Raw genomic sequence first — 14,812 nt, 5'->3', positions numbered from 1 at the left:
GGGCGGTCTGACGACACGTTGATGCCGAGCGTTCAGCCGCTCCGCCTACCTGACCCGAGGGCCCCGGGCCCTCGCTCCTCCCAATGTAGCGCTATCGGCGGCCATCGGTGCGAATCGTGGCATCGCGGTCGAACCCTTGACCCTCCCCGAGCCCGGGCCGATGGGCGGGCATGGATCCGGTCTCAGGTGCGGGCCTGCTCATCGAAGCGAGTCGGCGATGACCCCGAGCGCGTCGTCGATCTCGGAGCTGGACACGTTGAGCGGTGGCGCGATGCGCAGGACGTTGCCGTAGAGCCCACCACGCCCGAGCAGCAGCTTGCGCTCGCGGGTCGCTTCGTGGAGCGCCGCTGCGGCCTCCGGTGCTGGGTCGATGGTGCCGGGCACGACCGTCTCGACGGCCCACATGAGACCGGTTCCCCGGACCTCGCCCACCCAGGGGACACCGCTGGTCGCCGCGTGCAGCCCCGAGCCCAGACGCTCACCCATGCGGGTGGCGTTCGCGGGCAGGTCGTTGTCGAGGAGGTAGCGCAGGTTCGCCGTCGCTCCGGCCGCGGCCAGCGGGTTCCCGCCGAAGGTGCTGATCGACTTGGCCTCGAGATGGTCCATGATGTCGGCGCGGCCGACCACGCCTCCCAGGGCCAAGCCGTTGCCGACGCCCTTGGCGAAGGTCAACAGGTCGGGAACCATGTCGTGCGCCTCATAGCCCCAGAACCCCGTGCCCGTGCGACCCCAGCCCGTTTGCACCTCGTCGGACACGAACAAGATGTCGTGCTCGTCGAGCACCTCTTTCATGGCACCGAAGAACCCCGGCGGGGGAACTGCGACCCCACCGACACCTTGGATCGGCTCGGCGATCATGCAGGCGACGTCGCCCGCGGTCATCATGTCGAGCACCTGTTGCAGGTCATCGACGCAGGCCCGGGTGTAGGCCGCGTCGTCGAGGTGGCGGAACGGGCTCCGCAGCCGGTAGCCGCCGTGCACGAAGGCGACCGAGAGGCCCGAGTAGCTGGTGGGCGACCAGCTGCGGTGACCGGTCACCGCCACGGTCGAGAACGAACGACCGTGGTAGCTGTTGCGCAACGTGAGCACCTGGTTGGACCGACGGTACGAGGCCGCCAGCATGAGCGCGGTGTCGTTGGCCTCGGTGCCCGAGGTGGTGAAGAACACCTTGGCGTCGGGGATCCCCGACAGCTCGGCGATCATCTCGGCGAGTTCGATCATGGGTTCGTTGAGATACAGCGTCGAGCAGTGCAGCAGCTGCCCGGCCTGGTGACGGATCGCGTCCACGACCGGTTCGAGGTTGTGGCCGCACATCGTCGTGAGGATGCCGCCGAAGAAGTCGAGGTACCGGTTGCCCTCGCCGTCCCAGACGTAGCTCCCCTCACCGTGGTCGATGGCGATGGGGTGCTCGTAGGAGGTCGCGAGCCACTCCGGCATCACGGCTCGCCGGCGCTTCAGGAGGTCGTCGTGTGTGCCCACCAGCGCAGTATGTCAGTGCTCCGACGCGTACATCTCGCCTTGTGCGGCGACCAGGCCGACGAGGTCGCCCAGGGCGATGTTGGCGTCGATGAGGTGCAGGCCCCATTCCGGTGTGAGCCGACCACCGAGGTCGCTGGGCCATGTGTCGCTGTCGGTGGAGGTGAAGGTGGCGGACAGGTAGTGGTAGTCGCCGTCCTCGACGCAGTCGCCCTCGGCGAGCCCCACGTAGCGAACCCATGGTGTGGACACCTCGCCGTCGCGATCGGGATGGGCGACCAGGATGCTGTCGAGCGGCGCGCGCCCACCTTCGAGCGCGGCCGGGTTGGTGCACACCGCGCGCTCGTCCTCGGTGTCGCGCACCCCTGCGAAGAAGCCGGTGTCGCCCGGAGGGGCATCGGCGGGATAGGTGGAGAAGCTCACCACGCAGCCCACCTCGGTCTCGCTCCGACACGGTTCGATGTGATCGAGGTGTGCGCCGACCTCGTCGTCGACCGGGGTGCGAACCGTGGTGCCGAGCAGCACGGCCGAGACGAGCAACCGTCGTTCGGTGGGTGTCGGGTCGACGCGACGGGTGAGCAGCTCGCGGAGGTGGCCGGCGCCCTGGGAGTGCCCGATCAGCACCACACCGCGTCCCTCGTTGTAGCGGGCGAGGTAGTGCTCCCAGGCCTCGACCACGTCGCGGTAGGCGAGTCCCCTGTCGGCGATCCCATCGGCGGCCCCGGTGAGCGCGGCGCGGGTGATCTGGCGGTACATGGGGGCAAAGAGTCGGCATGAGGAGGCGAAGTGGGCGAACTGGGCACGTACGGCGCGGCGCTCGGCGTCGGTGGGCTCCAGACCGCTGTTGGGCTCGGGAGCCTGAGACACGGTGGGGTAGACGTAGAAGCAGTCGATCGGTGGGTCGACGGCCGGTTCGACGTGTTCGACCGTTCGGGTTCCGTCGCGGTCGATCCTGGTGGTGTCGAGGTCGACGTCGCAGGCATCGTGACGATCGGGCAGGCAGAGCCAGTGCTGGGGACGGGAGTAGGTCCCGCCGGTCGGGGCAGGCTCGTCGGGGTCGATCGAGGGGTCGATCGAGGGGTCGGTGATCTCGGCACCGAGGGTCGTCTCCGGCAAGGGGGTGGGCGTTCGCCGCCGGTCACCGGAGCCGACCTCGTCATCGGCGCAGGCGGCCAGCGCCAGCAGTCCCACCGCCAGCGCCGTCGCCAGCGTTCGACTCGTCATCCCGGGCTCCCCCATCACTGCGGCGCCACGGTACCGCCTCGATGCGTGAGCAGTTCCGCCCTCGACTGCCACACTGAAGAGGCCACCTGCTGTCGACCGTCGCCCGGCGACCCCACCGAGTCAGTCATGATCGCTGCCACCAACGAGGTGTCGAACCGACCGACGCAGCACCGCGACGGCTTCCTCGACGCGGTCAAGGCGATCGCGCTGTGGCGGGTGGTCGTGTGGCACGCCCTTGCCTGGCCGTGGCTGAGCTGGTTCGCCGCCATGCCCGCCATGTTCTATGTGGCCGGGGTCCTTCTCCAGCAGTCGCTCGACAAGCATGGCTACCGGAGCACACTGTGGGCCAGGGTGAGTCGCCTCCTGGTGCCGTTCTGGCTGTTCGGGCTGGTGGCGGCCACGGTCATGGTCTGGTCGGGGTGGCGCCCCCGGTTGGTCGACGCGTTGTGGTGGATCGTTCCGATCGGCGATCCGGTGGGTTCCAGCACCATGCCCGGGCTCTGGATCCCGTTGTGGTACCTGCGGGCCTACCTGTGGGTGGTGATCGCCGGCGCCGCGCTCTCCTGGGCGTGCCGGCGGTTCGGGCTCCGGGTGCTCTCGGTTCCCGTCGCGGCCACGGTCGGGGTGTGGGCCTGGCAGGCGGCAGGAAACGAGGTGCCACTCGCCGTGGCCGATGCGGCGCTGTTCCCCTTCTTCGTCATGGCCGGCATGCTCACCGCCATGGGCCGGCTCGAGCTGAAGCCCCGCCGTGCGGTCCCGGTCGGGGTTCTGGCCGCCGGCCTGGCGGTGCTCTGGTACCTCGTCGACGGTGCCCCGATGGGCGTCATCAACGGGTCGCTGCCGATACACCTGCTCGTGGGTGTTGCCACCATCGGCCTGCTGGCTGGCATTCGCGGACGGTTGTCGTCGCCGGGGCGTCTGCCTCGCCAGTTCATCGGGTGGTCGAGCTCGCGTGCGCTCACCATCTACCTGTGGCACGGATTCGGACTGGTGGTGGCCGAACGCGTGGTGCACCGTCACGACCTGTTCGCTCCGGTCGCCAGTGCCCTGGGGTTGGTCGTGGTCGTCGTGGTGACCCTGGCCGCGGCGGCGGTGCTGGGCAGCGTCGAGGATCGAGCCGCCCGTCGCCCGGCCCGTTCGGCTCCTGCCGCGGTCCGACTGGCGGTGGCGCCGGCGGCTGTTGTGGTCGGGCTCGCCCTCGTCTCGGGCGATCTGGACCCCGATCGGGTCCGGCTCGTGCCGTCGGGCGAGGCGGTCCAAGCCCGGGCCGACGAGGCGGAGGTCGTCCCCGGCGATCTCGACCAGCTGGCGGCGGGGGATTCGGCCGTTCCGGGAACACTCGACGAGGACGCCTTGAACCGGGCCTTCGAGCGGTGGCTCGAGGAGAACGACTCGCTGCTGGTCGACCTGGACACCGAGCTCATCGAGGTGGCGTTGGTCGACGGTGAGGACGAGGTCGTGTTGCTGCAGTGGACCCGCGACGGTCGCGAGGCCGCCATCGAACCGTTTCCGTGGTGGTCGATGAGCAAGACGATGACCGTGGCCTGGATGATGCAGCTCGCCGACGAAGGTGCCATCAGCCTCGACGCTCCACTCGACGACTACCTGGCCTCGGTGCCCCACGCCGACGAGATGACCTTCGAGCAGCTGGCCGGGCACCGCGCGGGACTGCCGTCGGAGCTCGACGGCGAGCTGCTCGAGGCCACTCCCATCGACGAGGTCGGCGCCTACTTCGAGAGCCCCGAGCTCGCCCACGAGCCGGGCGAGCAGTACGAGTACTCGAGGGTTGGGTACTACCTGCTCACCTGGGGTCTCGAGGAAGCCAGCGGGTCGAGGTGGCGCGATGCGATGGAGTCGATCGCGTCCGAGGCCGGGGTCGAGGTGCTGATCGACGAGGACCTCATGCCCACGGGCGATGTGACCCATCCCGGCGACGGCGAGTACCGCGGCAACCTCTGGGGCGCGGGCGGGCTGCACGGCACCACGGTCGACGGTGCCCGCCTGTTCCGGTGGACCCTGACCGAGGCGCTCGACGACGAGGCGGTCCGACAGATGGCGACCACCGACGCCGATGGTGACGGCTACTACGGACTCGGCCTGGCCCCCAACTGCCCGTGCGTCACCGAGGACGGTGAGCTGTCCTCCGAGCGGGTGGGACTCTCGACCATCACCGGCACCTACGTGGTCGATCTGTCCAGCGATGTCGGCTTGATGCTGCGGACCGACAACTGGTGGTCCGAGGCGGGCCCAGCGCTGGAGTTCGACGATTTGGTCCGCGACCTGCTCGATGCCGCCGCCGAGAGCGAGACGGTGGCGTCGGAACGCTGATCGCGTGGGCCGAACGGCTCCCTGACAGCGAAAAATGATGCTGACGGACCATGCGGTCGGGACCAGTGACCTATGTGGTCAGGGCCTCAACAGGCCGATCCTGGAACCATGACGCCACGACCGCAGCATCACCGCCACGACGTTGCTGCAACCCGGCACCACCGCATCGGTGGCGACCGAGGTGCAACCATCGTCGAGTACGCCCTGCTGGTCGCACTCATCTCCGTCGTCTCGGTCGGAGCGCTCACCATGTTGGGCGGCGCGGCCTCCGAGACCTTCGATGACGTCCAGCAGGCGGTCGGGACCGGCAGCGAGACCGGTCAGGACACCGGCGGATCCGATTCCGCCGACGAGTCCGAGTCGGACGGTTCCGGTGGCTCGGACGGGCCCGGTGGTTCGGACGGCAGCGGTGGGTCCGATGGCAGCGGTGGGTCCGGAGGTTCGGGTGGGTCCGACGACTCCGATGTCGGCGGAACCGACGAGGAGAACGACGACTCGGGTGGCGACGACTCCGAGGATTCCGATGGTGACGACCCGCCTGCGGCGACCACCACGCTCGACGCCACGGCGACCCGGAACGGCAGCAGCCACAAGTGGTCATCCACCGTCGATCTCACCGTCGCCGGCAGCGACGGCCTCCAGCTCCAGGGGAGCCAGACAGTGATCGTCGAGGTCGAGTACTCGAACGGGGAAACCGAGGACCGCAGCGTGTCGGTCTACGACGGTGGCGGCACGACTTCGGACAAGAACATGGACGGCCCGAAGGACAAGGGGAACAACCAGGACGCCATCGAGTGGGTGAGCTACACGATCACCGGTGTGGAGGACAGCTCCGGCAACCCGGTCGACTTCGACGGGTCGAACGTCAAGACCACGGTCGTCTTCCCCGCCTCAGACTGATCAGCCGCACCCCAGAGTCGTCCGCACCCGCTCCATCTGGGAGCGAACGGGGTCGGGCACCGGTTCGCCCGGCTGCTGAGCGGCGGCGGACCCGACTCGGATTCGTCGTGCCGCCACCGAGCGGGTGCCGGCGACGGCCACGACGAGGATGAACAGGGCGAAGGCGGCTGTGCCCACCAGGACCACCCGGCCACCCATCGCCCAGCCCAGGGCGAGCAGGGTCAGGCCACAGACCGCCCCGACCACAGGCAGCGCGCGACTCGGCTTGGTCGGTACCACGATGGGGGCGGGGGTCCGGTCACGGTCGAGGCGGGTGCGCACCGTGGCACCGAACGCGGTGTTCGAGAGCTCGGCGGTGACAGCCTCGAGCCGGTCGGTACGGCCGGCCTCGGCGTCGGCACAGGCTTGTTCGAGCGCGTCGGACACCCGGGTCCACTCGGCTCGGGTGAGGCGCGAGCCGCCGAGCCGGTCCAGCACCTCGCACAGGTCGGTGGAGCTCACCCTGACCGGGACGCTTTGATCTCCGCGCAGGTGGGACAGACTGGGTAGCGCTCGGGATCACGGGTGGGTGTGAACTTCTTGCCGCACATCGCGGTGATCATCTCGCCGGTGACCGCGGCCCTGGTGATGTCGGCCTTGCGCGCGTAGTGGGCGAACCGGTCGTGGTCGCCGTCGTCGAGCTCGGGTCGGACGGGGGTAGGAGCGAGCGAGGGATGCGACATCGAACAGAGAGACTATCGCTTGAACGACGATCCTTGAATCCCGCTGACTGCCCACGACACCAGGGAGATCACCGCGGCGGCGAGCAGGGTGGTGAGGAACCCGTCGATGGCGATGGTGTCGCTCAACCAGTCGGTGATCCCCAGGGTGATGGCGTTGATCACGAGGATGAACAGACCGAGGGTGACCAGGGTGATGGGCAGGGTCAAGAGGATGAGCACGGGGCGGATCACCGCGTTGACCAGCCCGAGGACGGCGGCCACCCAGACATAGCCCCAGAACCCGCCGGTGACCTCGACGCCGTCGAACAGCCAGGCGGCGGCCGCGATGCCGAGGGTGAGGATGGCCCAACGGATGAGCAGGGTTCGCACTGGAGCCTCCTGGTGTGGCGATCGGTCCTTTGCGACGGTACTTCGTGAGGAGGCGGCATCGGCGCCAGAGTGGCTGGACGCTCATCTCGACGACGTCGCCGCCGACGACGAGACCAACGACCCAACGGTAGGACAGGGTGTGGTGCACGAGGCGATCGAGTCTTCCCCAGATGAGCCAGGGCGGCCCCCGCGATTGTCGGTGGGGGACCGAGCCGCGCTTCTGGACGACGCGATCGAAATGCTGGTCGTGCTCGATCGGTCGGGTCAGCTGTTCCACGCCAACCGCTCGGCCAGCGACACCCTGGGCTGGGTTCCCGCAGACGGGCCGACTCCGATCACCGCGTTCATCCACCCCGACGATCGCCCCAGCATACGGTTCTCGCTCGAGCAGTTCGTGGCCGGGAGCCCCATGCGGCGCAAACGCCTCCGGATCCGCAACCGCGACGAGCGCTGGGTGTGGGTCGAGATCCTCTCCCGCAACCGCCTCGGCGTTCCCGGGGTCGACGGGATCGTCGTCACCGCCCGCGACGTCTCTGACCAGGTCGCCGCCGAGCGTCGTGTGGCCGAGTCCGAGCAGCGGTTCCGCTCGCTGATCACCGCGTCGACCGACGCGGTCATCATGGCCGAACCCGACGGTCGGATCCTGTACACGTCTCCCCAAGCCGAGACACTGCTCGCAGGGGCCGGGACCTCGGTGGGTGACCTCGCTTCGGCCATCCACCCTGACGACGTCGAGCGGGCGCGAGCATCGTTCGCGGCGGCCCGCGACGGGGCGCAAGGGAGCCAGCACGAGCTCGTGCTGCGTGTGCCGGCGGCGTCGGGTGAGTGGCGGTGGATGGAGTCGTGGATCGTCAACCAGCTCGGGGTCCCCGGAGTCGACTCGCTGGTGATCTACGGCCGCGACATCACCGCCAGCCGCCGTACCGAAGCCATGCTGCGCTCGCGGCTGGAGGCCGACGACCTCGTGGCCCGCATCTCTGCCGGCTTCGTGGAGGTCAGCGCAGATCGGATCGACCAGGCCATCGAGGAGTCCCTCGCTGCCCTCGGCACCTTCGCCCAGGCCGATCGGGCCTGGATCTTCCAGCTCCATTCCGACCACCGGCACATCGACAACACCCACGAATGGTGCGCTCCCGGCATCACGAGCGTCATCGAGGATCTCGCGGGACTCCAGATCGAGGATCTCCCCGGCTTCGCAGATTGGATCGGAGACTCCCGTCCGCTTCTGATCGGGTCGGTCGCGGCCATGGGCGACGATCTGGTCGCCGAGCGGGCGATCCTGGAGAGCCAGGAGATCCGGTCGATGGCGGCCCAGGCGATGTTCGTCGAGGGCGAGCTCTACGGCCTCATCGGCCTCGATGCCGTCACCGAGGAGATCTGGTGGCCAGAACCGGTCGTCTGGGCGCTCGAGGCCTGCGCCAACATCTTCGGCTCGGCGCTGCGCCGCTGCGAGGCCGAGACCGAGTTGGCCATGAACGAGGCTCGCTTCCGGGCGATGGTCGACCAGGCGGCCGATGGGGTGCGTGTGCTCGACCGCGAGCTCAGGACCACCTACATCAGCCCGGCCGTGCTGCGCATCACCGGCTGCCAGGCCGAGGACCTCGTCGATCCCGGCATCCGCTTGCTGCTGGTGCACCCCGACGACCGCGACTTCGTGGAGGAGTGCCGCCGCCAGCTCCTGGCTCGCCCTGGCAGATCGGTGACGGGCACCTTCCGGATGTTGCGTCCCGACGGGACCTGGGTGCACATCGAGGAGGTCTCGACCAACCTGCTCGACGATCCGGCGGTGCAGGGGATCGTGATCAACGTCCGCGACATCACCGAACGGCACCTGCACGAAGCAGAGCTCGTGGAACAGGCCCGGAGGGATCCGCTCACCGGACTACCCAACCGCCGCCTGTTCGACGAGATGGTCGAGGCGGCGCTCTCTCGACGACAGCTCACGGGTGCACCGCTGGCCGTGTTGTCGATCGACCTCGACCGGTTCAAGCTCATCAACGACTCGCTCGGGCACCAGGTCGGCGACGCGGTGCTGGTCGAGGCCGGCGAACGGCTCCGTGGGGCCCTGCGGGGTGGCGATGTGGTCGCGCGGCTCGGCAGCGACGAGTTCGCGCTGCTCTGCGAACCGATCGACCGCGACGAGATCCCCGAGTTGGTCGACTCGATCATCGAGCGGTTCCGCGAACCGTTCAACGTCGGCGGCCACCGCTTCTATGCCACCGCTGCCGTCGGCGCTGCCGTGAGCGACCACCAGACGACCCGCGCCTCGCTCGTGCGTGCTGCCGATGCCGCCAGAGCCGACGCCAAGGAATCGGGTGGCGATCGGGGTTCGGTCTTCGCCGGTGAGCTGGCCGACACCGCGAGCGAACGCATCGAGGTCGAGACCGGGTTGCGGCGCGCGCTCGATGTTCGCGAGCTGGTGCTGCACTACCAACCGATCATCGACCTGGGGTCGGGCTCGGTGGTGGGTGCCGAGGCCCTCCTTCGTTGGCAGCACCCGACTCGGGGCCTGCTGGCACCGGTCGCGTTCCTCGAGGTGGCCGAATCGACGGGCTTGATCGGACCGATCGGTGAGTGGGTGATGTGCGAGGCCGCCCGCCAGCTTGCGGACTGGACCGGATCCGCCGCGCTCGACCGGTTCACCATGCACATCAACGTGTCGGTCCGCCAGCTCGCCGACGGTGGCGTCGCCGCCACCATCGCTCGCATGATCGACATGTTCGACCTCGATCCCGCCCAGCTGTGCGTCGAGATCACCGAGAGCACGCTGCTGGCGGGACAGGGGCCGGTCGAGGAGCTCGCGGCGATCCAGGCGGCCGGAGTGCTCGTGGCCCTGGACGACTTCGGCACGGGTCACTCCTCGTTCGCCTACCTTCGCCACCTGGCGGTCGACGTGTTGAAGATCGACCGCCAGTTCGTCGACGGGCTCACGGTGTCGGACAGCGACACCGCGATCGTGGCCGCGATCGTGAGCCTGGCCCGGTCCCTCGGGTTGACCACGGTGGGCGAAGGGGTCGAGACGGCCGAACAGCTCGACGCCCTGCGCTCCTACGGGTGCGATCATGCCCAGGGCTACTTGTTCGCTCGGCCCCTGCCCGCGGGAGCCTTCCTCGACCACCTGGGCGTCCACCACCGGCGGTGAGGAGGACCCTGTCGAGGGTGTCGACGACCGCCAGGTGGGCCAGGTCCGCGAGGACGTGGCCGTTGACCCTGCCGTCGACCGGTACAATGCGTCGGCGCTGTGGTGCCGCACTGCACAGCCCGGCGTCTCGCCCTCGCCCCTCTGGGGGTCGTACGTAGCGTTCAGGAGTCCCATGTCGTTCAAGCCCGGAGACCGCGTCGTCTACCCCCATCACGGCGCCGCTGTGATCGAGCGCAAGGAGAAGCGCGTCGCGTTCGGGGAGGAGACCGAGTACCTCGTGTTGCGCATGGCACACGGCGATCTGGTCCTCTCGGTTCCGGAAAACAAGGCCGAGGACGTGGGGATGCGACCACCGATCAGTCATGAAGACGTCGAAGACCTCTTCGAGCTGCTGCGCAAGAAGGACGTGCGGGAACCGTCGAACTGGAGCCGACGGTTCAAGAACCACCAGGAGAAGCTCAAGTCCGGCGACGTCTACCAGGTGGCGGAGGTGGTGAGGAACCTGGCGCTGCGTGAGGCGTCGAAGGGCCTCTCGGCCGGCGAGAAGTCGATGCTGGTCCGGGCCCGTGGCGTGCTGGTGTCCGAGCTGAGCTTCGCTCTCGATGTGAGCGAGGACGAGGCACTCGAAAAGGTGAACGCCGTCCTGGTCTGAGCCGAGGTTCGAGACCTTCGGCCAACTCGGCTAGGCCGTGCGGCGCAGCCGGCGCCGAACCCGGTTGCGAACCGGGTCGGGGCGGTCGGTGGTCCTGGCGGCCTCGGCCACGTTCACCACGTTGGTCATGACCTCGCCGAAGCGGTCGGGGTCCTCGAGCAGCCAGCCGTGGCTTCCGGGCACGACCTCTGGTGTGCCGTCGAGCGCTTCGACCATGGCGTGCATCGAGGCTTCGGGGAGCACCCGGTCCTCGTCGCCCCACAGCACCACCACGGGCAGTTCCCGGCGGCGCAGCTCGTCGAGCTCGGGCAACAGGTTCGCCTCGCTGGCGAGACGGCCGACCCGCAGGAACCCCAGCGGGTCGCGCACGAAGTTCCTGGCCATGTCCCTCACGATCACCGGCACCACCGCCCGGAAGGTGCGTGGCCCGGCCACGTCGTAGGGAAAGTGCAGGCCCCAGTCCCACAACGGTCGGTCGGCCAGATGCCGGGGATCGGTCCCGTCGCGGCGCGGGGCCTTCCACACCGAACCACCGATGGAGTTGACGAGCACCAGCAGCTCGAGGTCGGTGCCGTGGTCGTGGGCGGTGACGACGGCGACGCCGCCCCCGAAGGAGTGACCCCCGAGGTACCACGGGCCCTCGATGCCGACCTCGCGGGTGAAGTCGGCCACCCACTGCGCATAGCCACCCAGGCTGAAGTGCTCGTGCGGGAGCCGGGCAGTGCCACCGAAGCCCGGCAGGGCGGGCGCGACCACCCGCAGGCCGAGCTTGGCGAGGCGGGCAAGCGACCGTTTGTAGGTCTGGTCGGACAACCCCCAGCCGTGTAGGAAGACGAAGGGTGTCCCCTTGCCGGCCTCGCCATAGCGGGCCGGACGTCCCTGGACCTCGGTCTCGTGCCACGTGAGGTGCCAGGCCGGATCAATGGTCGGCGTTCCCAAGGATCCCGACGCTAGCACCGCGGCAGGTTCACCCGGCTCCATTGGCCTCGGGGCGACCTGGGTCGGGCCGGGTTCGCCACCATGGGTGGGGAACGGCGTCGAGCGGGTCACACTGGACGGGGTCGTGCCGATGGGTACTGGTCGAGCGAGCGGAGGATGTGGGTGCAGGACCGGTCATGAGTGAGCACGGGAGTGTCGTCGACACCGGGGCCATGCTGTCGATGGTTCCCGACCCGGTCGTCGTGGTGAGTGCCGAGGGCACCTTGTTGTGGGCGAACGACATGGCCGAGGTGACCTTCGGGTGGTCGTTCGCCGGATTCGAAGGTCTCGATGCCACCGAGCTGGTGCATCCCGACGATCTGCCCACCGCGATGGCGTCTCTCGGCAGCGTTCAGTCGAAGGCCGCGGGCACCCTGGTCGAGATCCGGGTTCGGGACCACACGGGCAACTACCGCAGGGTCGAGGTCAGGGGGCGCTCGGCGATCGACGTGCCAGGTGTCGGCGGCGTGGTGCTCATGTTGCGTGACATCACCGACCGCCGGCGCTGGGAACTGGTCTCGGGCGACGCCGCCGCCTCGGCTGCGGTGCTCGAGGCACTCCCCACGATCGCGCTGGTCCTCACCCCCGACGGACGGATCGAGAGCGCCAATCGGGCCTTCACCCGGTTGCTCGGTCACCCCCTCGAGGACACGTTGCGGCGTCCCCTCACCGATTTCGTCAGCGTGGCCAAGGTGCTCTCGGTGGCCGACCACCTTGCCTCGCTGCCCGGCAGCGGCGAGCGGGCCACCTTCGAGACCGACCTCGTCGACACCGAGGGCGAGCCCCACCCCATGAACCTGACGGTGGTCGATCTCGTCGGAGACCAGAGCGTGCAGGGCCTGGTGGCGACCGCGACCGACATCTCGACCCTGGCTGCGGCGCGCGACCGGCTGGCTCACGCCGCCACCCATGACGACCTCACCGGACTTCCCAACCGCATGCTGTTGCACGAGCGGCTCGATCTGGCGCTGTCCAACGCGGCGTTTCGCGACATCGGCGTCGGGGTGGTCTTCGTCGACCTCGACGATTTCGGGCTCATCAACGACAGCTACGGTCACAGCGCCGGTGACGCGGCGCTGGTCGAGGTGGGCAACCGCCTCAGCGCTGCGGTTCGGGACAGCGACGTGGTCGCCCGATACGGAGGTGACGAGTTCGTGCTGGTGGCCAGCGGCCTCGATCGCCGGGCGCTCGCTCGCCTGGTCGATCGGATCGGTTGGCTGATGCGGACCCCCGTCGCCCTCGACATCGGGTCCCATCAGCGTCCGGTCGAGGTGCGGCTGAGCCTGAGCGTCGGCGCGGTGCTGGCCGAGACCGGGATCACGAGTGGCGACGCCATCGAGCGGGCCGACTCGGCGATGCAGCGCGACCGGTCGCGCCGGCGCCAGCGTCACGCCTGACGGGGTGACGGGTGGCTCCGGGTGTCGCGACTACCATGCCGAGGCGGGCGGCTGGCTTGGTGAGCTGAACTTGGTGCGACACGACTCTCGACAACCGGACTCCGCAGTGCTGCGCGCCGGCTGGAGCGCGCGCTCGCTGCGGGTGGCGACGGCCCTGGTGTGCGCCATCGTCGCCGTCGCGGGCCTGGCGCCGGTCCGATCCGGGGCGCAGGGACCCGACGAGGCGGACGACGCCCGGGCCCAGCTCCTGGCCGAGCGGGCCGAGACCACGGGGCGTCTCACCGAGGCCGAATCGGCGCTCAGCGCGGCGAACCAGGCGGTGGCCGACACCGGGGAGGCGCTGGCCCAGCTGCGCGAGACCCGCAGCGAGGTCGAGGGAGCGGTCGCCGAGACGCGCGCCGCCAGGGAGGTACCCCTGGAGGTGCGGCGGGCCGTCGCGATCCAGGTCTACATGGCCGGCGACCCCGCGGCGCTCAGCATCCTCGAGGAGATCGTCGACGGCACCTCCGGGATCGACGGGGTGCGCGACCGTGCCCTGTACAGCTCGGTGGTCGACTGGGCCAACGACAACCTCGATCGCCTCGACGCCGAGCTCGACGACCTGGTCGTCCACCTGGACGAGCTCGACACCGAGATCCCCGAGACCGAGCAGCTGCTGGCCGAACAGCGCGACGCCGCAGCAGCCGAGCTCGCCGCCCGCGATGCGTTGGTCGCCCGGGTGGCCGAGATCGACGAGCAGCTGCGCGCGCTCAACCGGGCCATCCTCACCGGCCTCGAGGTCGACCAGGTGACCACCCGGCCCATCCTCGTGGTCAAGATCGACAACGTGTCAGCTGCCCGCCCCCAGCACGGGGTCGATGTGGCCGACATCGTCATCGAGGAGAAGGTCGAGTCGGGCTTGTCCCGGCTGGCGGCGCTGTTCCAGTCGACCGGCGCCGATCCTGTCGGACCGATCCGGTCCGCCCGCACCAGCGACGTGCATCTGCTGGCCAACCTCGGGGCGCCGCTCTTCGCCTACTCCGGAGCCAACCTCGGTGTCGGTGGGGCGGTGGCGGGCTCCACCTTGGTCGACATCGGCTACACGTCGAACTCCGGTCCGTACTACCGGCAGTCCGGCCGTCGAGCCCCGCACAACCTCTTCGCCCGCACGAGCCGGCTCTGGGCATCGGGCGAGGGTGCGAGCCCGCCGCAGGCGATCTTCGAGTTCCGGGAGCCGGGCGAGGCGCTCGGGGCCGATGCCCGTCCCACCGAGGGTGTCGACGTCAGCTACGGGTCGGCGCGGGCGTCGTTCACCTGGGACCCCGGTCGCAACGCCTGGCTCCGGACCCAGGACGGGCGCCCGCACACCGCTGCCAGCGGAGCTCGGGTCGCACCGCAGAACGTGGTGGTGCGCTTCGTCGACTACGTGCCGAGCCCCGCCGATGCCCGGTCTCCCGAAGCGGTGGTCACCGGGTCGGGCGAGCTCTGGGTCCTCAGCGACGGTCAGGTCGTCGAGGGCCGGTGGGAGCAGGACTCCACCACCTCTCCCACCCGCTGGCTCGACGCCGACGGGGAGCCCATCCGGCTCACCCCGGGACGCACCTGGATCCTCTTGCCCGAAGCGGGCAGCGCCACGCTGCGCTGA

The 14,812-nt window shown here is 69.5% G+C and carries 12 protein-coding genes; 6 read left to right on the top strand and 6 right to left on the bottom strand.

The features are described from left to right. Nucleotides 1-198: 198 nt before the first annotated feature. Both U5K29_05330 and U5K29_05325 read right to left on the bottom strand, forming a co-directional pair. Nucleotides 199-1,479, bottom strand: a complete 1,281-nt coding sequence (locus tag U5K29_05330) for an aspartate aminotransferase family protein (protein ID MDZ7677950.1) — start codon at nt 1,477-1,479, stop codon at nt 199-201. A 12-nt stretch (nt 1,480-1,491) separates the two neighbouring features. Continuing rightward, nucleotides 1,492-2,700 (bottom strand): DUF3089 domain-containing protein, encoded by a 1,209-nt coding sequence (locus U5K29_05325; protein MDZ7677949.1) that lies wholly within the window; start codon nt 2,698-2,700, stop codon nt 1,492-1,494. Between the two features lie 126 nt (nt 2,701-2,826). Between U5K29_05325 and U5K29_05320 the strand changes: the two genes are divergently transcribed. Beyond that, on the top strand, nt 2,827-5,028 hold the full coding sequence (locus U5K29_05320; protein ID MDZ7677948.1) for a serine hydrolase: 2,202 nt from the start codon (nt 2,827-2,829) through the stop codon (nt 5,026-5,028). Nucleotides 5,029-5,136: 108 nt separating this feature from the next. Further along, nucleotides 5,137-5,928 carry a Flp family type IVb pilin gene (locus U5K29_05315; GenBank protein MDZ7677947.1) on the top strand — a complete coding sequence of 264 codons (792 nt, stop codon included), beginning with the start codon at nt 5,137-5,139 and terminating at the stop codon, nt 5,926-5,928. On the opposite strand, the gene U5K29_05310 is transcribed toward U5K29_05315, so the two are convergent. Genes U5K29_05310 through U5K29_05300 form a run of 3 tightly spaced genes read right to left on the bottom strand, consistent with a single transcriptional unit; the run spans nt 5,929 to nt 7,019 of the window. Next, complete coding sequence (locus tag U5K29_05310; GenBank protein MDZ7677946.1) at nt 5,929-6,429, bottom strand: hypothetical protein; 501 nt, start codon at nt 6,427-6,429, stop codon at nt 5,929-5,931. Continuing rightward, nucleotides 6,426-6,650 carry a DUF3039 domain-containing protein gene (locus U5K29_05305; protein ID MDZ7677945.1) on the bottom strand — a complete coding sequence of 75 codons (225 nt, stop codon included), beginning with the start codon at nt 6,648-6,650 and terminating at the stop codon, nt 6,426-6,428. The genes U5K29_05310 and U5K29_05305 overlap by 4 nt, the downstream gene beginning before the upstream one ends. A gap of 12 nt (nt 6,651-6,662) precedes the next feature. Next, nucleotides 6,663-7,019 carry a phage holin family protein gene (locus U5K29_05300; protein ID MDZ7677944.1) on the bottom strand — a complete coding sequence of 119 codons (357 nt, stop codon included), beginning with the start codon at nt 7,017-7,019 and terminating at the stop codon, nt 6,663-6,665. Here U5K29_05300 and U5K29_05295 point away from each other — a divergent pair. Together U5K29_05295 and U5K29_05290 are read left to right on the top strand one after the other, a co-directional pair. Further along, nucleotides 6,976-10,161, top strand: a complete 3,186-nt coding sequence (locus U5K29_05295) for an EAL domain-containing protein (protein MDZ7677943.1) — start codon at nt 6,976-6,978, stop codon at nt 10,159-10,161. The two genes, U5K29_05300 and U5K29_05295, sit on opposite strands and share 44 nt — an antisense overlap. A 172-nt stretch (nt 10,162-10,333) precedes the next feature. Continuing rightward, nucleotides 10,334-10,813 (top strand): CarD family transcriptional regulator, encoded by a 480-nt coding sequence (locus U5K29_05290; protein ID MDZ7677942.1) that lies wholly within the window; start codon nt 10,334-10,336, stop codon nt 10,811-10,813. A gap of 30 nt (nt 10,814-10,843) precedes the next feature. Here the strand turns inward: U5K29_05290 and U5K29_05285 are convergent, their stop codons facing one another. Beyond that, nucleotides 10,844-11,752, bottom strand: coding sequence for an alpha/beta hydrolase (locus U5K29_05285; protein ID MDZ7677941.1), 909 nt, complete (start codon nt 11,750-11,752; stop codon nt 10,844-10,846). 176 nt (nt 11,753-11,928) lie between these two features. Here U5K29_05285 and U5K29_05280 point away from each other — a divergent pair, with 176 nt between their 5' ends. Both U5K29_05280 and U5K29_05275 read left to right on the top strand, forming a co-directional pair. After that, nucleotides 11,929-13,188, top strand: a complete 1,260-nt coding sequence (locus U5K29_05280; GenBank protein ID MDZ7677940.1) for a sensor domain-containing diguanylate cyclase — start codon at nt 11,929-11,931, stop codon at nt 13,186-13,188. 73 nt (nt 13,189-13,261) lie between these two features. After that, complete coding sequence (locus U5K29_05275) at nt 13,262-14,812, top strand: DUF3048 domain-containing protein (protein MDZ7677939.1); 1,551 nt, start codon at nt 13,262-13,264, stop codon at nt 14,810-14,812.

Source organism: Acidimicrobiales bacterium, assembly GCA_034521975.1.
Taxonomy (GTDB): Bacteria; Actinomycetota; Acidimicrobiia; order Acidimicrobiales; family SKKL01; genus SKKL01.
The sequence above is the reverse complement of the archived record's forward strand: the minus strand, read 5'-3'. Positions and strand labels throughout refer to the sequence as shown.